Consider the following 22,764-nt stretch of genomic DNA (forward strand, 5'->3'; position numbering starts at 1 on the left):
CGTCCTCAGGCGGCGAGCTGGTGGCGGAGCACTTCGGTGATGCGCGAGGCGGCGCGGCCGTCGCCGTAGGGCGACACGCCGCGCGCCATCGCGCGCCAGGCGGCGCCGTCGCGCAGCAGCCGGTTGGTTTCGTTGACGACCGCGTCGTAGTCGGTGCCGATCAGCTTGACCACGCCGGCCTCGACCGCCTCGGGACGTTCGGTTTCGCGGCGCAGCACCAGCACCGGCTTGCCGAGCGCGGGCGCTTCCTCCTGCACGCCGCCCGAATCGGTGAGGATCACGTGCGCGCGCTTCATCGCGGCGACGAAGGGCAGGTAGTCGAGCGGCTTGCACAGCGTGATGCGTTCGTGGCCGGCGAGCATCTCGCGCGCCACTTCGCTGACGTTCGGGTTCGGATGCACGGGGTAGAGGAAGATCGTGTCCGGGTTCGAGTCCGCCAGGTGGCGGATCGCCCGGCACACCGCGCGGAACGGTTCGCCGAAGTTCTCGCGCCGGTGCGCGGTGACCAGCACGAGGCGCTTGTCGGGGTCGATGTCCACGCCGATGTCCAGTTCGCGCTCGGCGACCTGGTGCAGCGCATCGATGACAGTGTTGCCGGTGACGAAGATGTTGTCGCCGGCGAAGCCCTCGCGCAGCAGGTTGCCGCGCGAGGTCTCGGTGGGCGCGAAATGCCAGCGCGCCAGGCGTCCGGCGACGATGCGGTTCATCTCTTCCGGGAACGGGTTGTCCAGGTCGCCGGTGCGCAGGCCGGCCTCGACGTGGCCGATCGGGATGCGGTGGTAGAAGCAGGCCATGGCCACCGACATCACCGTGGTGGTGTCGCCCTGCAGCAGCACCAGGTCGGGCCGCTCCGTCGCCAGCACGTCGTCGATGCGCAGCAGCAGACGCGCGGTCAGCGCGGTCAGCGCCTGGCCGGGCTGCATGATGTCGAGGTCGATGTCCGGCACGATGCCGAACGCGGCGAGCACCTGGTCGAGCATCTGCCGGTGCTGCGCGGTGGCGAGCACGCGCACGTCGGCCCAGGGCTGCTCGCGCAGCGCGAGGATCACCGGAGCCATCTTGATGGCTTCGGGCCGCGTGCCGACCACGATCATGATGCGGCGGCGCGCGCTCATGCCGCCTGCTCCCGGCGCGCCGGCACGGGCGCGTATTCGGGCCATTGCCCGGCGATCGCGGCGGCGATGGCGGCCGCCTTCGAGTCCCAGGTGTTGGCGCGGGCGTCGGTGCGCAGCAGCTCCCTCGTCGCGGTGTCGCCGCGCATGTCGAGCGCGCGGTCGACCAGGGCGATGAACTGGCCGTGGTCGCGCGCGACCATCACCGAGGCGTACTTGCGGCACTCGGGCAGGTTGGTGGTGACGATCGGGTGCTCGAGCGACATGTACTCGAACAGCTTGATCGGCGAGGTCGATTCGGTGATGTCGTTGATGAGGAACGGGATCGTCGACACGTCGAAGAAACGCGCGTAGTCGGGCAGCTCCTGGTACGGAATCGGGCCGAGCACGTGCACGTTCGGGTACTGCTTGATGCCGCTGCGGTCGAGCGAGCCGTCGTAGTCCCAGCCGAGCAGCAGGATCGAATAGTCCGGCCGCGCGCTGGCCAGGCGCGCCACCAGCTCGTAGTCGAACCACACCGCGAACGCGCCGAAGTAGCCGATGATCGGCTTGCCGAGGGCGACCAGGCTGGCGATGGCGGCGGGCGGGTTCTGCCGCCCGCGCCCGTGGAAGTGCTCGTGCTCGACGCCGTTGGTGGCCATCACCAGGCCGCCGTCGCGGACGCCGTCGACCTCGTGGTAGAGCTTGTCGGCGCTGGCGATGCACAGCACGTCCGGCCGGCCGAGCAGCATCGCGTGCTTTTCCATCACGTGCGGCGGGATCGCGAAGCCGGAGATCGACGGGTGGATCTCGTCGATGTACTCGTACATCAGGCGATCACCCGCGGACAGGCGCTCGTTGACGTAGTCGGGCGTGCAGTGGTTGTCGGTGGAATACAGGTGCAGGACCTTGCCGCCGGGAATGCGGTTGACGAGCAGGAACTGGTCGGTGAGGTACAGGTTGTCGTCGAGGCGGCGGAAACCGCTGACGCCGTCGCGCCCGTTGGGCGTGCAGTAGAAATACAGGTAGCCGGCCTTGGCCAGGCGTGCGGCGATGTGGTGCGGACGCTGGAACAGCGGCAGATCCCAGTCGACGACCGGGCGCAGCACGACGATCGGCATGCCGGCGTGGCGCTCGAGGATTTCCTGCAGCGCGGAGCGGTGCTCGTCGACGATCACGAGGTCCTGCCGCGGCGGCTCGACCACGGTGCCCAGCGCGGGGGTCTCCAGCGGCGGCACGTGCGGCGCCTCGGAAACCTGCTGCAGGGTCTGCTTGCGGCTACTGCCGCGGAACCGGTACCAGCTGCCGGCGACCGAGCGCAGCGGGCCGGTGATGCGCCAGGAGGAACTGGTCATCAGGCGCGACACCTTCTCGCGTTCGCGTTCCAGCTCCTGCGCCAGCGCGTGCTCGGAAGCGCTCAGCCGCGCAATGTCGATGTCGGCGGCGGCGGCGGCGGTGCGCAGGGCGAGCACCTCGGCCTGCAGCGCCTGCACTTCGCGCTGCGCACCGATCTGCGCCTCCAGGATGTGGATCTTCTCGCCCAGCGCCTCTCCCTGCCGGGCAATGGCGGCGTCGAGCTTGCGTGCGGTGGTATCCAGCAGCACGGACGAGGACTGCTGCGACTTGGACACCAGCTCGGCCAGCGCATGGCCGCTGCGCTCGGCCTGCAGCGAGGCGAACGCGCGCTCGATGCGCTTTTCGACGCCGGCCAGGCGTTCGTCGTTGCGGAGCGTGGCGCCGTTGACCGCGTTGAGCGTCTCCAGCACCTGCTGCAGGTTGCGGCCGCTGGATTCGGCGGCCTCGCGCTCCTGCTGCAGCTGGCGTGACTGCTCCTCGCGCTCCTGCTGCAGCTGGCGCGACTGCTCGTCGCGCCCCTGCTGCAACTGGCGCGACTGCTCCTCGATCGCACGCGACAGCGCGTTGACCGCGTCGACGGTCTGCGACAGGCGTTCGTCGTAGGCGACCAGGCGGCTGCCCTGTTCGTCGGCGAGGGCGGCGGCGTGATGCATGGTCGATCCGAACGCGCGCGCCGAGATGACTTCGTCGACGGAAAGCGAGCGCGGCTGCAGGCCGTGGCCGAGCTGGTCGACGCTCAGCCGCAGGCGCTCGATCGCCTCCAGCGAGGAATACACGATCAGTGCCTGGAAGCCGTACCAGCTCGTGTTCGGCATCTTGGCGGTGTTCTGCACGTCGAAGTGGGTGCAGACGAAGCGGCCGGCGATCGAGGCCGGCAGCGAGGCGTGGTCGAAGGTGAACGCGTGCTCGGACTCGCGCCGCCATTCCCAGAACGGCAGCAGCAGCACGACGTGATGCTTCGCGTGCGCGGTCCAGGCGTCGAGCACGGCCAGCGGGTCGGGAAAGTGCTCGAGCGTGTTGGAGCTGAAGATGACGTCGAAGTCGGAATCGAGCGCGGTGAGGTCGCCGGTGCGGAAGCCGTCGCCGTGCTTGGCGCTGGCGCGCTCGACGGCCTCCTCGCTGAAGTCGATGCCCTCGATGCGGCAGTCGTGCCCGAAGCGGCGACGGAACAGCGCCACGGCTTCGCCTTCCGCGCAGCCGGCGTCGAGCAGCGAGCGCATGTTGGCGTGGATGTCGGTGGACAGCCACGGCGGCATCAGGCGCAGCGCGATGCGCGCGAACATCTCGGTTTGCTGCGGCCCGCCGAATTCGCGCCAGTCGGTGCGGAAACGCCGGTTCCAGTAGTCCTTGCTGTTGACTTCGTCGTTCATGTGCCTTCCGTTACCAAGGCGGCTTGCCGGGCCGCGTCGATCTGAATGCGGGTGGGGAGATTGAAGAGGCCGAAGCGCACCGTTTCGCTGGCGGTGGCGAAATAGTCGGCGCCTTCGACGTATTCGTAGTACTGCACGACCGGCGCGCTGCGATCCTCGATCGCCAGCACCAGCAGGTAGCGGCCGGGTGTGAGGCGGTTCTCGAACTCGAACGTCGCGCGCACCAGCCCGCCGTGGCCGCGGAAGCAGCCGCGGTTCTCGTCGTGGGTGGTGCACACGAGCAGGTCGGTGCCCTTGAGGTCCTTGATGGAGAAGGCCGCGCTCAGGTGCTCGGTGTCGGCGCCGTCGGGAATGCGGAAGACGACCTCCACGCGCATCGTCTGGCCGTACTCGAACACGCGCGACGGCCGCCCGTAGGCGTCGGCCAGACGGTGGTCGCGGATGCAGCCGATGTGGCTGCCCCAGTGGTTGATCGGTCCCTTGAGTTCCGCCTCGGTGTCGCCGGCCGCGCCTTCGGGCAAGGCGGAAGCGGCCGGTTGCGCGGTGTCGGACGCCTCGTCGGCGAACAGGTGTTCCATGTAGTGCGCGGTGACGTCGAACACGCTGCCCATGCGCACGATGCGGCCGCGGTCGAGCCACACCGAGCGGTCGCACAGGGTGCGCACGGAGGAGACGTCGTGGCTGACGAAGAACAGCGTCACGCCGTCCTCGCGCAGCGACTTGATGCGCTTCATGCACTTGGCCTGGAAGCGCGCATCGCCCACCGCCAGCGCCTCGTCGACGACCAGGATGTCCGGATCGGTGTGGATCGCCACCGCGAACGCCAGGCGCACGAACATGCCGCTGGAATAGGTCTTCACCGGTTCGTCGATGAAGTGGCCGATGTCGGCGAAGGCGGCGATGTCGTCGAAACGCTGTTCGGTGACGTGCCGCTGCATGCCGAGCACGGCGGCGTTCATGTAGACGTTCTGGCGTCCGCTGAATTCCGGGTCGAAGCCGGCGCCGAGCTCGAGCAGGGCGGCGACGCGTCCCTCCACGGCGATCGTTCCCTTGGTCGGCGGGTAGACGCCGCACAGCAGCTGCAGCAGCGTGCTCTTGCCGCTGCCGTTGCAGCCGACGATGCCGACCGCCTCGCCGCGCTCCACGCGCAGCGACACGTCGCGCAGCGCCCAGAACAGCTCCGTTTCCGGCGACTGGCCGCCGAACAGCGACTGCCGCAGCACCCGCGCCGGGTTCTCGATGCGGCGGAACGCCTTGCCGACGCGGTCGAATTCGATCGTCATCAGATCACGTCCGCGAAGCCGCGCCGCGTGCGCTGGAACCACAGGTAGCCGAGCACCGCGCAGACCAGCCCGGCGCCGAGCTGCAGCGCGTACAGCTGCGGATGGAACGGCTCACCGAACAGCAGCAGGCCGCGCATCTCCTCGATCGGGTAGGTCAGCGGGTTGAGGCGGATCAGCGCCGCCAGCTGCGGCGGCACGCCGCTCATCGGGTAGAAGATCGGCGACAGGAACATCAGCGCGAACACGATCGGCTGCACGATCTGCAGGGTGTCGCGGAAGTAGGTTCCCATCGAGGCGAGGAACCACGTACCGCCGAGCGCGAACAGCCCCAGCGGCAGGTAGATGAACGGTGCGACGAACACCAGCGGCGAGAATTCGTGGCGGATCGCCACGTAGAACGCGAGCCAGATCAGGTACGCGACCATCGCGTAGAAGAACGCGCTGACCACCGCGACGAGCGGCAGCATGGCGAGCGGGAAGCGCAGGCGCTTGACGTAGTTGGCGTGCGAGACGATCAGGACCGGTGCGCGGCCGATCGATTCCTGCGTGAAGATGTAGGGGATCTTGCCGAGGAACAGGACCACGACGTAGTCCCATCCGGTCTGCATGCCCGGCCAGCGCGGCTTGAAGATGTAGCCGAAGACGACCGTGTAGATCGCCAGCATGAACAGCGGCTGCGCCAGCGCCCAGGCGAAGCCGCCCAGCGAGCCGCGATAGCGCTGCGAAATATCCCGACGAAGGAGTTCGTCGAAGAGAAAGAACGACTGCGATTGAACGAGCCCGGAAATGGCCAAAACGACGTCCTTCCATCCATGACGAGTAGCCGTTCTTCCGCCCGTTGAGCGGGCATGAAAAACGGCTGCGGCACCCCTGCCATCGACGGGCCATGTCCGGCCAGCCGACTACGACGATCGACGTCGTCCCGCCTCAAGACTCTGGTGTTGCCCCTGTTTTTCCCGAATCGACGGCGCGGATCTTCTCAGAGCCGCCGAAAAAAACGTGTTAATGGAGCCAGAGACGAAGCGATGAAACATTTCGTCGCAATGCGCGACGAAAAAACGTGCGCAATTCGAAAATCAGCGACGCGCAGTCGCCCATTGCGTGACGGAATTCACAAAACGGAGGCAATCGATGCGCCGGTTGTACAGCGGCGTCGGCGCGGCGCGGATCACGTCGGGCTCGCGCCAGTCGACCACGATGCCGTTCGCGTGCAGATGATCGTAGAGGGAACGGCCGGCTTCGCGCGGACCGCGCACGCGCAGCGACAGCTGGCAGCCGCGGCGTTCGGATTCGCGCGGCGTGCTGATCTCGATCACCTCGGCCAGCTCGCTGCGGATCAGCGATTCGAAGTAGCCGGTCAGCGCGATCGACTTCTCGCGCAGCGCGGCCATGCCGGCGCGGCGGAACAGTTCCAGCGAGACGCGCAGCGGTGCCAGCGCGAGGATCGGCGGGTTGGACAGCTGCCAGCCGTCGGCACCGGCGGTCGCGGTGAACTGCGGCCCCATCTCGAATCGGGTGGACGGGTCGTGGCCCCACCAGCCGGCGAAGCGCGGCAGGTCGGCCTGCGCGTGGCGTTCGTGCACGAAGCAGCCGGCGACCGCGCCGGGGCCGGAGTTGAGGTACTTGTAGCTGCACCACACCGCGAAATCGCAGCCGCTGTCGTGCAGCTGCAGCGGCAGGTTGCCGACCGCGTGGGCGAGGTCGAAGCCGACCACGCAACCCTTCGCGTGCGCCGCCGTGGTGATGGCGCGAAGATCGAAGGCCTGGCCGCTGAGGTACTGCACGCCCGGCAGCAGGACCAGCGCGATGCGCTCGCCGTGCTCGTCGAGCGCGCGCACGATGGCGTCGGAGGAGATCGCGCCACCGGGCTCGTCGCCTTCCAGTTCGATCTTCGCCGTGGCCGGATCGTGGCCGTGGAAGCGGATCTGCGAGGCGACCGCGTGGTGGTCGGACGGAAACGCGCTCTTCTCGATCAGGATCGCGTTCCGCTCGCGCGTGGGCCGGTAGAAGCTGACCATCATCAGGTGCAGGTTCGCCGTCAGCGAGTTCATCGCGACCACTTCGTGCGGCAGCGCGCCGACCACGGCGGCGAGGTTCTCGCGCACCAGCTCGTGGTACGGCATCCACGGATGCTTGCCGCGGAAGTGCGCCTCGACGGCGAGATCGCGCCAGTCGTCCAGTTCGTCGAGCAGGGCCTGGCGCGTCGCACGCGGCTGCAGGCCGAGCGAATTGCCGCAGAAATACGCCTGCTCGGAGCCGTCGGTGTGACGCGGGATCAGGAATTCGTCGCGGAACGGGGCAAGCGCATCGCGCGCGTCGAGGGTGAGGGCTTGGGTTTCGGCAGGAGTCATCGCGGTACGTACGTTTTCAGAATGGGCGCTGCTTTTCCCCCTCTCCCGCTGGCGGGAGAGGGCTGGGGTGAGGGAAGTCGGAGTGACGCGCTTCGGTTTCCCTCACCCGCGCCTCCGGCGCGACCTCTCCCGCGAGCGGGAGAGGCGGACGGCATTTCGATGCGGATAGAAAATCACTTCAGCGAAGCAACCACGCCGTCGCAGGCAGCGTCGAACTGCGCGTTCCACGCCGACGGCGTCTTGTCGATCAGCGGCCGCTGGCAGCGCACCTCGACGGCGATCTCGCCGGTCAGGAAGTAGCTGTCGCGGATGAGATAGCGGGTCTGACCGCGCTGCACGAAGTACTGGTGCACCGAGGCGTTGCGGTTCGCGGCGTCCTTCTCGTAGCCGCCCTGCGACTGTGCGCGCGCGTGCTCGTCCTGCACGAAGCCGGCGAACGCCGCCGCGGCCTTGAGCTGGCGCGACTTGACCATGACGGTGGCGCTGTCCTCGCTGCCCTGGGCGGCTTCGTCGGGCACCTGGAAGGCGACCGCCTGCGGATCGCCGTCGGTCTTCTCCATGACGGCGCTCCAGCCGGGCGGCACGCGGAAGTGCACCTGGCCGTCGTTGAGCGTGAAGTCGGTCTTGCCTTGCGCGAAGGCGTGCGGAATGGACAGCAGCAGAACGGGAAGGAGAAGCAGCCTCACTGGGATCACTCCATGTCGTCGGCGAATCGTGCGTAGGGGAGACCGAGCCATTCCAGCGCGGTGCCGTGGAACAGGCGGGCCTGCTCGGCCGGCGGCAGGCCGAGCGCGAGGATGCCGCTGCCCGGCTCCTGCTCGCCGAGCGGGAACGGGTAGTCGGTGCCGAGCATGACGTGCGACGGCCCGGCCACGTCGAGCAGGTAGCGCAGCGCGGCCTTGTCGTGCACGCAGGAATCGAAATACAGGCGGTCGAGATACTCGCGCGGATTGCGCGCGTTGTCGGTCGCGACCAGGTCCGGGCGCATGCGGAAGCCGTGTTCGATGCGGCCGATGGTGTAGGGGAATGCGCCGCCGCCGTGGGCCAGGCACACCTTCAGTCGCGGCAGGCGCTCGAGCACGCCGCCGAAGATCAGGCAGCAGGCGGCGCGCGACTGCTCGGCCGGCATGCCGACCAGCCAGGGCAGCCAGTACTTCGGCATGGAAGGGCCGCCCATCATGTCCCACGGGTGCACCAGCACCGCCGCGCCGAGTTCGGCGGCTGCCTCGAAGAACGGGAACAGCTCCGGCGCGTCGAGGTTCCAGTTTTCGCAGTGCGAGCCGATCTGCACGCCCTGCAGGCCGAGTTCGTCGACGCAGCGCTCCATCTCCTGGATCGCCAGCCGCGGCGACTGCAGCGGCACGGTGCCGATGCCGGCGTAGTGGCGCGGGTAGTCGCGGCACAGGCCGGCGGTGTGGTCGTTGAGGTGGCGGTGCAGCTCCAGCGCCTGGTTCGGCTTGGCCCAGTACGAGAACAGCACCGGCACGGTGGAGACCACCTGCACGTCGACGCCGAAGCGGGCGTAGTCGGCGATGCGCACTTCCGGATCGAAGGCGTTCGCCCAGACCTCGCGGAAGAACTTGCCGTCCTTGTAGATGCGGTGGCGGCCCTCGGTCTGGACCATGACCGGGAAGCGGTCGTCGCCGTATTTCTCGGCGAAGTTCGGCCAGCTCGGCGGCAGGACGTGGGCGTGGGTGTCGATCTTGAGCATCCGCGCAGTTTAACCGGACGCTCACGTTCGCGCGGCGTGTCGCGGTCGACGAAAGCGCCGTCGGGGGCGCCAGGAAGCCGGTGCGAATGCTGCGCGAATGCTGCGCGAATGGCCTGCGAGTCCGTTTCGTGCTGCCGGGGGCTAGGTTGCTGGGGCTCGCTGGGGGGTGGCGCTCGATTCACGGTCGCATCGGCTCCCGGCGGCGGATCCGATCCCCATTCGTAAGGAGTCTGCCAGCAATGCGTCTCTCCCCCTACGCCGCAGCGGTCACCATGATCGCCTGCGCTTCCGCCCAGGCCGGCACGTTCATCCCGCTCCAGACGCCGCTCGGCCAGGCGGTCAAGTTCTCGCAGAACGGCGAGTACCTCTCGATCTTCGTCAACCAGGGCAGCGGCGTGCGCTGGACGCGCTCGACCGGCGTGGAGGAAGTGCTTTCCGGCCTGGGCTACTCGAATGGAATCAACAACCTCGGCGTCGTCGCCGGCTCCGTCGCGGTGAACGGCGGCGACGAGAACGGCGGCAACGACGTCCCGGCGCTGTTGCCGATCGGCGCCGCGACGCCGACCGAACTGGCGCTGCCCGCCGACACGCAGAACGCCAACGTCTACGACGTCTCCGACGACGGTTCCGCCGTCGGCCTGACCTGGACCAGCGATTTCAGCATCGCCCGCGCCTATTACTACTCCAGTACGGACGGCGCGGTGATCCAGCTGCCGGTCGACTCGCCGGACGAATCTTCGCGCGCCAACTCGATCAGCGCCGACGGCAGCGTGATCGTCGGCTGGAATGCCGATCCGCAGACCGGCGCCTGGCGCGGCGTGGTGTGGAAGGATCAGGTGGCGACCTATCCGACCGTCACCATCGACGGAACGGAGGTCAACATCGGCGACGCCTCGGTGGTCAGCGGCAATGGCCAGTGGGCGGTCGGCAACAGCTATCCGACCGCGGACGGCAGCTCGGCGGCCTGGCTGCTCAACGTGGAGACCGGCGAACTGACGGCGATCCCCGGCATCCCGTTCGCCTTCGGCGTCAGCGACGACGGCAAGACCGTGGTCGGCGCCAGCGGCTTCTTCGACTTCCCGCCGCGCGCGGCCTACATCTGGACCGAGAACGACGGCACGGTGATGTTCACCGACTACATGGCGTCCCGCGGCATCGAATATCCGACCGACTGGGGCTTCGAGGGCGGCCTGACCGCGGTCTCCGGCGACGGCAGCACGGTCGCCGGCTGGACCCGCGCCAGCCCGAACGGCATGCAGTCGTTCATCGTCACCGGCGTCGACGCGCCGGCCGACGCCCTGTTCAAGGACGGCTTCGACGGCGCCGCTGCACCCAACCCGGTGCAGGACGAGAGCTTCGAGCAGAGCGCCGGCGGTTCCGGACCGTGGGCCTCGACCTCGACCAACTTCGGCACCGCGCTGTGCACGCCCGGCTGCGGCAACGGCGGCGGCACGGCCACCGCGCGCACGGGTACGGCCTGGGCCTGGTTCGGCGGCGTGGACGGCGCGCCCGAAGAAGCCACGGCGTCGCAGTCGGTGACGATCCCGTCCGGCGGGCCGCAGTTCCTGAACTTCTGGCTGTGGATCGGCGCCGTCGGCGGCAGCGATTCGGTTCTGACGGTCAGCGTCGACGGCACGGAAGTGGCCTCCTATCCGGAGCCGGCCGAAGCCGAAGCCGGCTACACGCAGCGCAGCGTCGACGTCAGCGCCTACGCCGACGACGCCGCGCACACGATCGAGTTCCGCTACGTCGAAACCGCCGGCATCTCGTCCAACTACAGTCTGGACGACGTCACCATCGACGCCGGGCAGCCGCCGCTGCGCGCGCCGGTGCGTGCGCCGCAGCAGCCGGAAGCCGGCACGACCGCGCGCAAGCGCCACTGAACCGGCCTGCCGCCGGACGGCCAGCGCCGTCCGGCGGCAAGCGAGGGTCGGAGGGGGAGGGCGCCGGCGGGTCGCGGCGCCGTTCCCTCCCAAGCCGAGGCGCGAGCCTCGGCTTTTTTTCTGGTCTTTGCCGCACGTCTTACCCGCAAACGAAAAAGCCCCGCGCGAGCGGGGCTTTTCCTGTCCTGCGGCGCCGGGATCCGGCCTCAGGCTTCGGCTTCTTCCTTGTACGCGTCGATCGGAATGCAGGCGCACATGACGTTCTTGTCGCCGTAGACGTTGTCCACGCGCGACACCGGCGGCCAGTACTTCTGCAGTTTGAGCGACGGCAGCGGGAAGGCGGCCAGTTCGCGCGGGTAGGCGCGCGTCCATTCGCTGGCGCTGACCTGGCTCGCGGTGTGCGGCGCATGCTTGAGCGGGTTGTCCTCGCGGTCCAGGCGGCCGTCCTCGACCGCGCGGATCTCCTCGCGGATCTGGATCATCGCGTCGACGAAACGGTCCAGCTCGTGCAGCGATTCGCTCTCGGTCGGCTCCACCATCAAGGTGCCGGCGACCGGGAAGCTCAGGGTCGGCGCATGGAAGCCGAAGTCGATCAGGCGCTTGGCCACGTCCTCGGCGCTGATGCCGGTGGCGTCCTTGAGCGGGCGCAGGTCGAGGATGCACTCGTGCGCGACCAGTCCGTTGCGGCCGGTGTAGAGCGTCTCGTAGTGCGGCGCGAGGCGCTTGGCGATGTAGTTGGCGTTGAGCATCGCGACCTGGGTCGCCTTGCGCAGGCCGGCCTCGCCCATCAGGGTGACGTACATCCAGCTGATCGGCAGGATCGAGGCGCTGCCGAAGCTCGCCGCGCTGACCATCGCGCCGCCGCCGGTGCCCGGCGTGCGCACGCCGTCGTTGCCGAACGCCTTCGGCAGGAACGGGGCGAGGTGCGATTTCACCGCGCACGGACCGACGCCGGGGCCGCCGCCGCCGTGCGGGATGCAGAAGGTCTTGTGCAGGTTCAGGTGCGACACGTCCGAGCCCCACTTGCCCGGCTTGGCCAGGCCGACCAGCGCGTTCATGTTGGCGCCGTCGGTGTACACCTGGCCGCCGTGCCGGTGCACGATCTCGCAGATCTCGACCACGTCCTCCTCGAACACGCCGTGCGTGGACGGGTAGGTCATCATGATCGCGGCGAGGCGGTCGGAGTGCTTCTCGGCGGCGCGGCGGATGTCCTCGACGTCGACGTTGCCGTTGGCGTCGCACTTGGTCACCACCACGCTCATGCCGCACATCTGCGCCGAGGCGGGATTGGTGCCGTGCGCCGATTCGGGGATCAGGCAGATGTCGCGATGGCTCTCGCCGCGCGACTGGTGGTAGGCGCGGATCGCCAGCAGGCCGGCGTACTCGCCCTGCGCGCCGGAGTTCGGCTGCAGGCTGACCGCGTCGTAGCCGGTGATCTCCACCAGCATCGCCTCCAGGCCCTCGACCAGCTCCTTGTAGCCCTGCGCCTGGCGGTGCGGCACCAGCGGATGGATCGCGGCGAACTCCGGCCAGGTGACCGGGATCATCTCGGCCGTGGCGTTGAGCTTCATCGTGCACGAGCCGAGCGGGATCATCGTGCGGTCCATCGCCAGATCCTTGTCGGCGAGCGAGCGCATGTAGCGCAGCAGCTCGTGCTCGCTGTGGTGCGTGTTGAACACCGGGTGCTGCAGGAACGCCGACTGCCGCCGCAGCGCTGCCGGCAGCGCGTCGGGCGTGTCCGCGTCGAGCGCGTCGACGTCGTGGATCGCCACGCCGAAGGCGCGTGCGATCGCCACGAGGTCGGCGCGCGTGGTCGTCTCGTCGAGGCTGATGCCGACGCTCGACGCGTCGACGTGGCGCAGGTTGACGCGCTCGTGGCTGGCGTACAGGTGCACCTGGGCCGCGTCGACGCCGCTGACGCGCAGCGTGTCGAAGAAGCCTTCGCTCACCTGCAGGCCGGCGTCGCGCAGCGCGCCGGCGAGGATCGCCGCCAGGCGGTGCGTGCGGCGCGCGATGCGCGCCAGGCCGTCCGGGCCGTGGTAGACCGCGTACATCGAGGCCATCACCGCGAGCAGCACCTGCGCGGTGCAGATGTTCGAGGTCGCCTTCTCGCGGCGGATGTGCTGCTCGCGCGTCTGCAGGGTCAGGCGATAGGCCGGCTTGCCCTCGGTGTCGATCGAGACGCCGATCAGGCGGCCGGGCATCGAGCGCTTGTAGGCGTCGCGGCAGGCCATGAAGCCGGCGTGCGGACCGCCGAAGCCGAACGGCACGCCGAAGCGCTGCGAATTGCCGATCACGATGTCGGCGCCGAACTCGCCCGGCGCCTTCAGCAGGGTCAGGGCGAGCAGGTCGCTGGCCACCGCCAGGATGCCGCCGCGCGCGTGCACCGCGTCGGCCACGGCCTGGTAGTCGCGCACGCCGCCGAAGGTGTCGGGGTACTGCAGCAGCGCGCCGAACGCGTCGACAGTGCCTGCCTCGACGTCGGCGCCGATTTGCAGCGCGATGCCGAGCGGCTCGGCGCGCGTACGCAGCACTTCCAGCGTCTGCGGGTGCACGTTGTCGGCGACGAAGAACGTGCTGGACTTCGACTTCGACGAACGCTTGGCCAGGGTCATCGCCTCGGCGGCGGCGGTCGCCTCGTCGAGCAGGGAGGCGTTGGCGATCTCCATGCCGGTGAGGTCGGCGACCATCGTCTGGAAGTTGATCAGCGCTTCCATGCGGCCCTGCGAGATTTCCGCCTGGTACGGCGTGTAGGCCGTGTACCAGGCCGGGTTCTCGAGGATGTTGCGCAGGATGACGTTCGGCGTGTGCGTGCCGTAGTAGCCCTGGCCGATGAAGCTGCGGAAGACGTCGTTCTTGCCGGCGATCGCGCGGATCTTCGCCAGCGCCTCGACCTCGGTGGTCGAGGCGGGCAGGGCCAGCGGCGCCTGCGACTTGATCGAGGCGGGCACGATCGCGTCGGTCATCGCGTCGAGCGAGTCGTAGCCGACCGCGCGCAGCATCTGCGCGATCTCGGCGTCGTTCGGGCCGACGTGGCGTTCGACGAAGGCGGAATGGTGCTCCAGTTCGAGCAGGCTGGGAGCGCGCAGCGAAGGCGAGGCGTTGTGGGTCATGGAGGCGTCCGGAATGCGGAGGACGTGCGAAGCCGCACGCGGGCGCCCCTCTGTCCTTTTGCCTGAGAGTTTGGAAGCGCTCGCGCTTCTTGCCCCTTCGGCGCCGACGTGCGCCTTCGGCGCCGACGGTCTCTCCAGAGTGTGTGCACGCGCCGGTCTGGAGCCTGAGCGATTACGGGCGTTGCGCCTTCGGCAGCGGCGGGGCCGCTTCTCCCGGGGCGTGCATCAAGCGCCGATTATAACCTGCCAGGAGCGGCCATGACCGGGCCGCCGGCCGGCGGCCCGGAACGTGCGCAGCGGTCCGGCTCGTGCGAGCCGGACCGCGCATGGCGCCTACCGCGTCGGCGCGGCCGCCTCGAAGCCGTCGGCGAAGATGCGGTCGAACGAGCAGGTCACGGCGACGTCGGTCACGTCGGCCGCGGCGATGGCGCCGCTGCCGTTGGCGATCGAACAGTCGTGGCCGGGCGGCTGCGCGGCGATCGCTACCGCATAGCTGGCGCCGTCGGACAGGTGGTCGGGGAAGGCGAACGGCCCGTCCGCGTCGACCGCCAGCCCGGCGCCGTCGTTGAGCTTGAGCACGAGGCCGCTTTCGAGCAGGCCGCTGACGCTGCCGCCGACGGTGTAGCTCGACTTCGCCGTGCAGGTCACCGCGACGTCGGTGACGTTCGCCGCGCCGATCGTGCCGCTGCCGTTGGCCACGCTGCAGGCCTGTCCGGCGGGCTGGGTACCGACGACGACCTCGTACGCGGCACCGCTCGCCAGTCCGGTCGGGAAGGCGAACGCACCATTCGCGTTCACCGGCAGGGTCTGCGCGCCGGCGTTGAGCGACAGGACCAGTCCGCTGCCGCCGAGGCCGCCGACGCTGCCGCCGACGGTGTAGGTCGGAGTGCCGCCGCCGACGGTGATCGTGTAGTCCTCGGCCTGGCCCCAGCCGTCGGTGTTGCACGCGGTCGGATAGCTCGGCGAGCTGGAGTACTTCTTGATCACGCGCAGGCGCGTGTTTCCGGTCTGCGCACCGGCCGGGACGGGAAGCGTGCCGGTCGCCTGCTTGCCGTCGAGGCCGGTGGAATTGGCGATCGAGCCGATGTTGTAGCCCTCGCCGCTGTCGAAGCTGCCGTTGCGGTTCCAGTCGACGTAGGCGGAGATGTAGGTCGTGTAGTCGCCGGCGGTGTTGCCTTCGACGGCGATCGCGGCGCTGGCGCCGGGCACGACGTTGCCGATGATCGCGGTGAAGTCCTCCAGCGCCGGCGAGCCGTCGACCGTCGCGCTGCTGGGGTTGTCGATGCCGCCCAGCACCACGCGCGTGATCGGCTCGACCGCGTTGGAGAAGCCCACGCTGCAGTACGGCTCGGGGAAGGTCACGCCGGTGGTGAAGGTGAACACCGGCGAGCTGGCGCTGTCGCCGCAGGGGCTGTTGGCCTTCACGCGCCAGTAGTAGGTCGTCAACGGCTGCAGCGGCGCGGCTGGCGTCCAGGTCGCCGCGGTCGGCGTGCCGCTGGCGATGATCGCCGTGAAGCCCGAATCGGTCGCCACCTCGACGGTGTAGCCGACCGCGGCCGGATCGCTGGCCCAGGTGAACACCGGCTGGCGCGCGGTGCCGGTGGTGCCGTCGGCCGGAGCCGTCAGCGCCGGCGTGGCCGGCGTGCCGCTGCTCAGCTGCAGCTGCACGGCCGCCGAATGTCCGGGGCTGCCGCTGGCCGCGCCGTCGATGGTGATCGTCGACGAGCCGGCGGCGGCGCTGCCGCTGGCGGTCAGCGACAGCGTGGCGCTGGTGCCGGGCAGCGCCGGATTCGGCGTGAAGCTCGCGCTGACGCCGGACGGCGTGCCGCTCGCGCTCAGCGTGACCGGGTTGGCGAAGCCCATCTGCGAACCGATGTCGATCGTGTAGTTCGCGGTGCCCGGCGCGCAGCTGGCCTGCGAGGAGTTCTGCACGGTCAGCGAGAAGTCGGCCGAGTCGGCCGAGCAGACCGGGCGCGTGCCGCAGGCGATGCCGTGCGCGTTGAAGGCGTCCCAGATGCGGCAGGCGTTCGGCGTGCCGTTGGCGAGGTTGCCGTCGTCGTCGTCGGCCGCGAGGTAGACCGTGTACCAGTTGTTCGAGCCGCAGCCGTCGACCTGCGCTGCGACGTTGCACTGGCCGCCGGAGGTGACGCGGTAGGCGCTCTTGGACGGCACCAGCGAGCCGTACCAGATGCGGTCCATTTCCTGCCAGCCTTCGCTCTCGCCGAATTTCTCGATCAGGGCCTGGGTCAGGTCCCAGTTCGCCGAACCTGCGATGTAGCTCTCGCAGTGGCCCTCGTAGCCCATCGGTCCCTGGTACGGGAAGATGCCGAACTGCAGGTAGGGGCAGGCCCAGCGGTCGCAGTTCGGGCCGCCGTTGTCGACGATTGTGGACGGCTTGGCGATGGTCGAGGCGCCGTGCGTGCTGAACGCGCCGAGGTCGCGCACGCCGGTGCAGGTGGCCTCGCAGTTGGCGCACGGAACGCCGGGCTTGAAGTTCTTGCCGATGCAGGCGTCCTTCGTTTCCAGGAAGGCGAAGGTGTCGCCGACCGCTTCGCCGCTGCCGTTCTCGCTGGCGGCGCCGCCGGTGTTGGTGTCCATGCCGTGGCCCCACTCGTGCAGGAACACCGCGGCGATTTCGCCGGTGTTGGAGCAGCCGCCGCCGGACTTGAAGAAGTTCACCGTCGAGCCGTCCCAGCCGGCGTTGCACTGGTCGTCGACGTTCATGTTCGCCGTGACCTTGCTCGCCAGCCAGCTGTTGCCCGGGTGGTACAGCACCGCCTTCCGGTTGATGTTGGTCAGGTGGTAGAAGCCGGTGCGCGAGGCGTGCGTGTTGCCGGCGCCGCCGACGCCCGGCGTGGTGCAGTCGGTGCCGCCGCTGCTGCCGAGCGCGAGGTTGCCGTCGGTGGAACTGGACAGCGAGATCGCGCCGCAGTTGTCGCTCATGCGGAAGTACTTGCCGTCGAGCGCGGTGGAGGCGCTGCCGCCGCTGTAGTCGTAGATGCCGAGTACGTCGGTGACCTTGGCGCCGCCGTTGCTGACCGCGGCGAACGGCATCGGCCTGACCACTTCCGGATCGGTGTTGGTGGTCGGGTAGATGCCGCCGCTGACGGTGGCGTCGGCGTAGGCGGCGAGGTTGCGCACCTCGATGACCGAGCCGGCGTGCGCGTCGAACAGCACCTCGTAAGTGGCGTCGTCGCCGTCGATGCGGAACACGAAGCGCCAGGCCAGGCGATGCGCGTAGCCGGCGCCGGTCGGGCCGGCGTAGGTCTCGCCGCGCTGCTCGCCGCTGAGCGCCACCGGCAGCAGCACCAGCTCGCCGGGCTCGCGCGTCTCCACGATCTGCGTGCCGGCGGGGAAGGCCAGTTCGCGCCAGGCGGCGTCGAACGCGTCGGTGCGCGCGACCGACGGCCGCGTGTCGATCGCCACCGGAGCGACCAGCTCCTCGCCGAACTGCACGATGTTGCCGTGCGAAATGCGGAAGAAAAGATTCGCGCGGTCCACGCGCACGCCGCCGGCGTACTGCGCGAACTCGACGAACCAGTGCGTGTCGCCGCTGCCGTAGGCCGTGCTGGAAGCCGGATCGAGGCGGAACTGGAGATCGCGCGTCTGCAGCAGGTCGTCGTTCGCGGCGATGAAGTCGCGCAGCCTGGTCTCGACCACGGCGAGGTCGATCGCCGCATCGGCGGCCAGGCCCAGGCCGGTCGCGGTCAGCGAGTTGCCCTTGCCCGGCAGCAGCGGGACGCCGCTGCCCTGGATCAGGTTCGGCCGGTCCGAGCGACGATCCCAGCGCAGTTCCCAATTGCCGCCCTGGCGCTGCAGGAATGTGCCGACGCCGTTCTTCATCGGCACGTAGGCGCCGGCGGCGAGCTGCAGGCTCGGCGCCAGGTCCGGCTGCACCTGCAATTCGGGCGCAATGAAAGGCCGCGACAGTTTGGTGTGCAGGCCCTGGTCCGGCTCGACCGGCTGGATCGCCAGGAGCGGCGAGGAACACAGGCCGGCCAACAGCGCCGCGGCCGCGGCGCGAAACAGCCACTGGCCCGGACCACGCGCGAAGGCGCCCGGGCGGATGCGGGAAACGGATTTCATCGAGATCAAACTCCCCAAGAGTATCGGCAACGTACCGTGGTCTTCGCCACGGGCGGTTCCCTGGATGCTCACCCCGAGCGGGAACCTGCGCGCCGATCCTACACCGGCGGCGAAAACGAAAAACCCGCCGTCAGGCGGGTTCTCGTTGCGACGGCGATCCGTACCGATCGCCTTGATCCGCGCAGCGACCGTTGCGGTCGGGCTGCGCGTCGAATCTTGGTGCCCAGGAGAGGACTCGAACCTCCACGGTTTTACCCGCTAGTACCTGAAACTAGTGCGTCTACCAATTCCGCCACCTGGGCCTTCCCGTCGGCAGGGCCGTCCGGGGGCGCGAACAATACTGGCCTCGCCCAGTACTGTCAACGAATCGAGCTTGCAATCCGCTTCCCGCTCGGCGACGCTGCCGGCGACAACGAAGGAACGACCTTGAAAAGAAGAAAGAATACGCCCTCGCGTTCGGCCTCCGAACGCAAGCCGCGCGGCCCCGGCCAGCGCGTCGGCAAGCGCAAGTCCCTGCCAGGCTGGCTGCCGCAGCCGCCGGCCTCGCCGGCGCCGGCGGCCAAGCGCGGCAAGGCCGCCGCCCCGGCGATCCGTGATCCCTACGCCGACCGTGAGGCGAGCCGCTACGAACGACCGATCGCCAGCCGCGAAGCGATCATCGCGCTGCTGGAGGAGCGCGGCGAACTGATGACGGTCGAGGCGGTCGCGCGCGCGCTGCAGCTGACCGCGCCGCCGGACTTCGAGGCGCTCACGCGCCGCCTCGCGGCGATGCTGCGCGACGGCCAGCTGATCCAGAACCGCCGCGGCGGCTACGGCGTCGCCAGCAAGCTCGATCTGATCCCCGGCTCGGTGCTGGCCAATGCCGAAGGCTACGGTTTCCTGCGCCCGGACGAGGGCGGCGAGGACCTGTACCTGTCGCCGGCCGAGATGCGCAAGGTGCTGCACGGCGACCGCGTGCTCGCCAGCGTGGTCGGCGTCGACCGCCGCGGACGCCGCCAGGGCGCCGTCGTCGAGATCCTCGAACGCCGCTCGCCGCGACTGGTCGGCCGCGTCGTCGAGGAGAACGGGTTGGTACTGGTCACGCCGGACGACCGCCGCCTGCACCAGGACATCCTGATCACGCCTGGCAAGGAGCGCGGCGCGCGTTCCGGCCAGATCGTGATCGTCGAGATCACCGAGCAGCCGACCGCGCAGCGCGGCCCGATGGGGCGCGTGCTCGCCGTGCTCGGCGAGCGCCTGACGCCGTCGCTGGTGGTGGAGATGGCGATCGCCAGCCACGACCTGCCGCACGAATGGCCGGCCACGGTGCTGCGCGACGCCGCCAACGTCGCACCGGAAGTGTCGCCGGCCGAGATCAAGGGCCGCGTCGACCTGCGCGACACGCCGCTGGTCACGATCGACGGCGAGGACGCGCGCGATTTCGACGACGCCGTCTACGCCGAGCCGAACGCGAACGGCTTCCGGCTGATCGTGGCGATCGCCGACGTCTCGCACTACGTGCGGCCCGGCACGCCGCTCGACGAGGAAGCCTACAACCGCGCGACGTCGGTCTACTTCCCCGGCTTCGTCGTGCCGATGCTGCCGGAGACGCTGTCCAACGGCATCTGCTCGCTCAATCCGAAGGTCGAACGCCTGGCCATGGTCTGCGAGATGCAGGTCGACGAGGAAGGCGAGGTCGCGCGCTCGAAGTTCTATCCGGCGGTGATCCGCTCGCACGCGCGCCTGACCTACACGCGCGTGTGGCAGGCGATCGGCGAGAAGAACGCCGACGCGCGCGGCGAGCTGGCCGGCGTGATGCCGCAGCTCAAGCACCTGCACCGGCTGTACAAGCTGCTGGCGAAGGCGCGCCAGCGCCGCGGCGCGATCGATTTCGAGAGCAGCGAAGTGTCGTTCCGGCTCGGTCCGAACGGCGAGGTCGTGCAGATGGGCGCCTACGAGCGCAACGACGCGCACAAGCTGATCGAGGAATGCATGATCGCGGCCAACGTCGAGGCGGCGAAGTTCCTGCAGAAGCGGCACATCCCCACGCCGTACCGCGTGCACGCGCCGCCGCCGGCGTCCAAGTACGAGGACCTGCTCGAGTTCCTGCGCGAGTTCAAGCTGAGCCTGCCGCCGCACGACCAGGTCACGCCCGGCGACTTCTCGGCGCTGCTGAAGAAGGTGCGCAAGCGCCCGGACGCGAGCCTGATCGAATCGGTGCTGCTGCGCTCGCAGAGCCTGGCGGTGTACCAGTCCAGCGACCCCGGCCACTTCGGCCTGGGCCTGGAGTCCTACACGCACTTCACCTCGCCGATCCGGCGCTATCCGGACCTGCTCGTTCATCGCGCCATCCGCTACGCGCTCGGCGGCGGCAAGCCGGCCGGCTACGAGTACAGCCCGAGCACGATGGCCAGCCTGTGCGTGCACTGCTCGCACAACGAGCGCCGCGCCGACGAGGCCGAGCGCGACGTCGACGAGCGCTACAAGTGCGCCTGGATGGAGAAGCACGTCGGCAGCGAGTTCGACGGCATCGTCTCGGGCGTGGCCTCGTTCGGCCTGTTCGTCGAGCTGGCCGAGTCGAAGATCAACGGCCTGGTGCACATCAGCCAGCTGCCCAACGACTACTACCACTTCGACGCGACGCGGCGCCTGCTCGCCGGCGAGCGCCGCGGCCTGAAGTTCCGCCTCGGCGACGCCGTGCGCGTGCAGGTGCTGCGCGCGAGCCTGGAGGACCGCAAGATCGACTTCCGCCTGGTTCCGACGAAGGGCTGAGGGCCGAGGGTCGGAAAGACCCTATTCTTGTCGCGCTCGCATAGAATCGCCGCCCTTAGCCCTCAGCCCTCAGCCCCATGAGCAACGAACTCCTGATCGGCATCCACGCGGTCGAGGCTGCGCTGAACCACGACGTGGGCAACCTCGTCGAGCTGTACATCGAGACCGGTACGCAGAACGCGCGCGTGAAGGAGCTGGGCGAGCGTGCGCGCGAACTCGGCGTGAAGCCGCACGCGCGCGATCGCGCCGCGCTCGACCGCATGACCGGCGGTGCGCGGCACCAGGGCGTGGTCGCGCGCTACCACGCGCCGGCGGCGCTGCCCGAATCGTCGCTGGCGGAGCTGGCCGACAAGTCCGGCCGCGAGGCGCTGTTCCTGGTGCTCGACGGCGTCACCGATCCGCACAACTTCGGCGCCTGCCTGCGCAGCGCCGAAGCGGCCGGCGTCACCGCCGTGGTGGTGCCCAAGGACCGCGCCGTCGGCGTGACGCCGACCGTGCGCCGCGCGTCGGCCGGCGCGGCCGATCGCGTGCCGATCGTCGCGGCGACCAATCTCGCCCGCACGCTGAAGACGCTCAAGGACGCCGGCGTCTGGCTGGTCGGTCTGGTCGGCGAGACCGAACCGTCGATCCACGCGATCGATCTGACCGGCCCGATCGCGCTGGTGCTCGGCAGCGAAGGCGAGGGGCTGCGCCGCCTGACCCGCGAGGCCTGCGATTTCCTCGCGCGCATTCCGATGCGCGGCCAGGTCGAGAGCCTCAACGTGTCGGTGGCCACCGGTATCGTGCTGTTCGAGGCGCTGCGGCAGCGTCAGGCCGGGTGACACAGGCGCGATTGGCGCCGGTCCGGCCGCGTCGGTGCGGCCGTTAACCCCGTTTCCCGGCTTCCGGCGATCATGGAGTCATCACTCCAAGCACCGGACCTCATGCACGCAGCAGACATCCGCCGGGACGAGGGCCGCGGTCTCGATGTTTCGCAGTGACGCGCGCCGGATCGACGGTCCGCGTCAGCGCGGATCGTCGATCGTGGACAGGCTGGAGGTGGCGTCGCCCTTGCGGCGCGTCTGCGCGATCTGCGTGCCGTGGACGAGGAAGTAGACGTTCTCGGCGATGTTCGTGGCGTGGTCGCCGATGCGCTCGAGGTTCTTCGCCATGAACAGCAGGTGCGTGCACGGCGTGATGTTGCGCGGGTCTTCCATCATGTAGGTCAGCAGCTCGCGGAACAGGCCGGTGTACTGCTCGTCCAGTTCCTCGTCGCGCGTCCAGGCCTCGAGCGCGCGATCGGCGTCGTTCTCGCGGTAGGCGGCGAGCACTTCGCGCACCAGGTTCTCGGCCAGGCGCGCCAGGCGCGGCAGCGCGTAGGCGAGCTGCACCGGCGCGGACTGGTTGAGCACGATCGAACGCTTGGCCACGTTGGCGGCGTAGTCGCCGATGCGCTCGATGTCGGCGGCGATGCGCAGCGCGGCGAGGATCTCGCGCAGGTCGCGCGCCATCGGCTGGCGCAGCGCGAGCAGGCGCACCACGTCGTGGCTGACGTCGTGCTCGAGCGTGTCGATCGCCGCATCGGACTGCACCACCTTGCGCGCGGAGTCGCTGTCGCGCTCGAGCACGGCGTCGATCGCCGCGTCGAGCTGCGCGAGCGCGATCTCGCCCATGCGCTGGATTTCGCCGGTCAGGCGGTGCAGTTCCTCGTCGTAGCTCTTGACGATGTGTTCGCTGGTCGGGGCGTTTGCGTTCATGTCGTTGGTCTCGCTGTCCACCTCTCCCGTCGG

At 69.3% G+C, this 22,764-nt stretch carries 12 protein-coding genes, 1 tRNA gene, 1 pseudogene and 1 riboswitch; of the genes and pseudogenes, 3 read left to right on the forward strand and 11 right to left on the reverse strand.

The genetic code is table 11. The features are described from left to right. Positions 1-5: 5 nt before the first annotated feature. From wecB to ACFO6Q_RS15135, 7 genes are all read right to left on the reverse strand, one after another. Positions 6-1,115 carry a non-hydrolyzing UDP-N-acetylglucosamine 2-epimerase gene (gene wecB, locus ACFO6Q_RS15105; protein WP_380021938.1) on the reverse strand — a complete coding sequence of 370 codons (1,110 nt, stop codon included), beginning with the start codon at positions 1,113-1,115 and terminating at the stop codon, positions 6-8. Next, the gene (locus ACFO6Q_RS15110; RefSeq protein WP_380021939.1) at positions 1,112-3,817 is read right to left on the reverse strand and encodes a methyltransferase domain-containing protein; all 2,706 of its coding nucleotides are present in this window, start codon (positions 3,815-3,817) and stop codon (positions 1,112-1,114) included. The genes wecB and ACFO6Q_RS15110 overlap by 4 nt, the downstream gene beginning before the upstream one ends. Continuing rightward, positions 3,814-5,100 (reverse strand): ABC transporter ATP-binding protein, encoded by a 1,287-nt coding sequence (locus tag ACFO6Q_RS15115; RefSeq protein WP_380021940.1) that lies wholly within the window; start codon positions 5,098-5,100, stop codon positions 3,814-3,816. Before ACFO6Q_RS15115 ends, ACFO6Q_RS15110 begins: the two co-directional genes overlap by 4 nt. After that, positions 5,100-5,894 (reverse strand): ABC transporter permease, encoded by a 795-nt coding sequence (locus ACFO6Q_RS15120; RefSeq protein WP_380021941.1) that lies wholly within the window; start codon positions 5,892-5,894, stop codon positions 5,100-5,102. The genes ACFO6Q_RS15115 and ACFO6Q_RS15120 overlap by 1 nt, the downstream gene beginning before the upstream one ends. A 282-nt stretch (positions 5,895-6,176) precedes the next feature. Then, positions 6,177-7,451: a kynureninase gene (gene kynU / locus ACFO6Q_RS15125; protein ID WP_380021942.1), complete on the reverse strand. Its 1,275-nt coding sequence runs from the start codon at positions 7,449-7,451 to the stop codon at positions 6,177-6,179. 173 nt (positions 7,452-7,624) lie between these two features. Beyond that, a complete protein-coding gene (locus tag ACFO6Q_RS15130) occupies positions 7,625-8,137 on the reverse strand; it encodes a hypothetical protein (RefSeq protein ID WP_380021943.1) in 513 nt (170 codons plus the stop codon). A gap of 5 nt (positions 8,138-8,142) precedes the next feature. Then, positions 8,143-9,162, reverse strand: coding sequence for an amidohydrolase family protein (locus tag ACFO6Q_RS15135; RefSeq protein WP_380021944.1), 1,020 nt, complete (start codon positions 9,160-9,162; stop codon positions 8,143-8,145). Between the two features lie 239 nt (positions 9,163-9,401). Here ACFO6Q_RS15135 and ACFO6Q_RS15140 point away from each other — a divergent pair, with 239 nt between their 5' ends. Next, entirely contained in the window at positions 9,402-11,045 is a 1,644-nt protein-coding gene (locus ACFO6Q_RS15140; RefSeq protein ID WP_380021945.1) for a hypothetical protein, read from the forward strand. Between the two features lie 206 nt (positions 11,046-11,251). On the opposite strand, the gene gcvP is transcribed toward ACFO6Q_RS15140, so the two are convergent. From gcvP to ACFO6Q_RS15155, 3 genes are all read right to left on the reverse strand, one after another. Then, positions 11,252-14,158: an aminomethyl-transferring glycine dehydrogenase gene (gcvP, locus tag ACFO6Q_RS15145; RefSeq protein WP_380021946.1), complete on the reverse strand. Its 2,907-nt coding sequence runs from the start codon at positions 14,156-14,158 to the stop codon at positions 11,252-11,254. Between the two features lie 40 nt (positions 14,159-14,198). After that, positions 14,199-14,306: riboswitch (glycine riboswitch) on the reverse strand. A 185-nt stretch (positions 14,307-14,491) separates the two neighbouring features. Further along, positions 14,492-18,244 carry a GEVED domain-containing protein gene (locus ACFO6Q_RS15150; protein WP_380021947.1) on the reverse strand — a complete coding sequence of 1,251 codons (3,753 nt, stop codon included), beginning with the start codon at positions 18,242-18,244 and terminating at the stop codon, positions 14,492-14,494. Positions 18,245-18,461: 217 nt separating this feature from the next. Then, positions 18,462-18,546 (reverse strand) — tRNA-Leu (locus tag ACFO6Q_RS15155). Between the two features lie 124 nt (positions 18,547-18,670). On the opposite strand from ACFO6Q_RS15155, the pseudogene rnr reads away from it, so the two are divergent. Together rnr and rlmB are read left to right on the forward strand one after the other, a co-directional pair. Further along, a pseudogene (gene rnr, locus ACFO6Q_RS15160) lies at positions 18,671-20,992 on the forward strand (ribonuclease R); the annotation flags it as partial. An 80-nt stretch (positions 20,993-21,072) separates the two neighbouring features. Further along, entirely contained in the window at positions 21,073-21,816 is a 744-nt protein-coding gene (gene rlmB / locus ACFO6Q_RS15165) for a 23S rRNA (guanosine(2251)-2'-O)-methyltransferase RlmB (RefSeq protein WP_380021948.1), read from the forward strand. Between the two features lie 183 nt (positions 21,817-21,999). Here the strand turns inward: rlmB and phoU are convergent, their stop codons facing one another. Continuing rightward, a complete protein-coding gene (phoU, locus tag ACFO6Q_RS15170; RefSeq protein WP_380021949.1) occupies positions 22,000-22,731 on the reverse strand; it encodes a phosphate signaling complex protein PhoU in 732 nt (243 codons plus the stop codon). Positions 22,732-22,764: the final 33 nt, after the last annotated feature.

Origin of the sequence: Dokdonella ginsengisoli (assembly GCF_042652785.1) — a bacterium.
Lineage (GTDB): Bacteria > Pseudomonadota > Gammaproteobacteria > Xanthomonadales > Rhodanobacteraceae > Dokdonella_A > Dokdonella_A ginsengisoli.

What these genes read in the sequence shown, in the direction of transcription:
- ACFO6Q_RS15150 (WP_380021947.1), bottom strand. Translation starts at nt 18,244, where the DNA reads ATGAAATCCGTTTCCCGCATCCGCCCGGGCGCCTTCGCGCGTGGTCCG.
- ACFO6Q_RS15140 (WP_380021945.1), top strand. Translation starts at nt 9,402, where the DNA reads ATGCGTCTCTCCCCCTACGCCGCAGCGGTCACCATGATCGCCTGCGCT.
- phoU (WP_380021949.1), bottom strand. Translation starts at nt 22,731, where the DNA reads ATGAACGCAAACGCCCCGACCAGCGAACACATCGTCAAGAGCTACGAC.
- ACFO6Q_RS15115 (WP_380021940.1), bottom strand. Translation starts at nt 5,100, where the DNA reads ATGACGATCGAATTCGACCGCGTCGGCAAGGCGTTCCGCCGCATCGAG.
- kynU (WP_380021942.1), bottom strand. Translation starts at nt 7,451, where the DNA reads ATGACTCCTGCCGAAACCCAAGCCCTCACCCTCGACGCGCGCGATGCG.
- gcvP (WP_380021946.1), bottom strand. Translation starts at nt 14,158, where the DNA reads ATGACCCACAACGCCTCGCCTTCGCTGCGCGCTCCCAGCCTGCTCGAA.
- ACFO6Q_RS15110 (WP_380021939.1), bottom strand. Translation starts at nt 3,817, where the DNA reads ATGAACGACGAAGTCAACAGCAAGGACTACTGGAACCGGCGTTTCCGC.
- rlmB (WP_380021948.1), top strand. Translation starts at nt 21,073, where the DNA reads ATGAGCAACGAACTCCTGATCGGCATCCACGCGGTCGAGGCTGCGCTG.
- wecB (WP_380021938.1), bottom strand. Translation starts at nt 1,115, where the DNA reads ATGAGCGCGCGCCGCCGCATCATGATCGTGGTCGGCACGCGGCCCGAA.
- ACFO6Q_RS15135 (WP_380021944.1), bottom strand. Translation starts at nt 9,162, where the DNA reads ATGCTCAAGATCGACACCCACGCCCACGTCCTGCCGCCGAGCTGGCCG.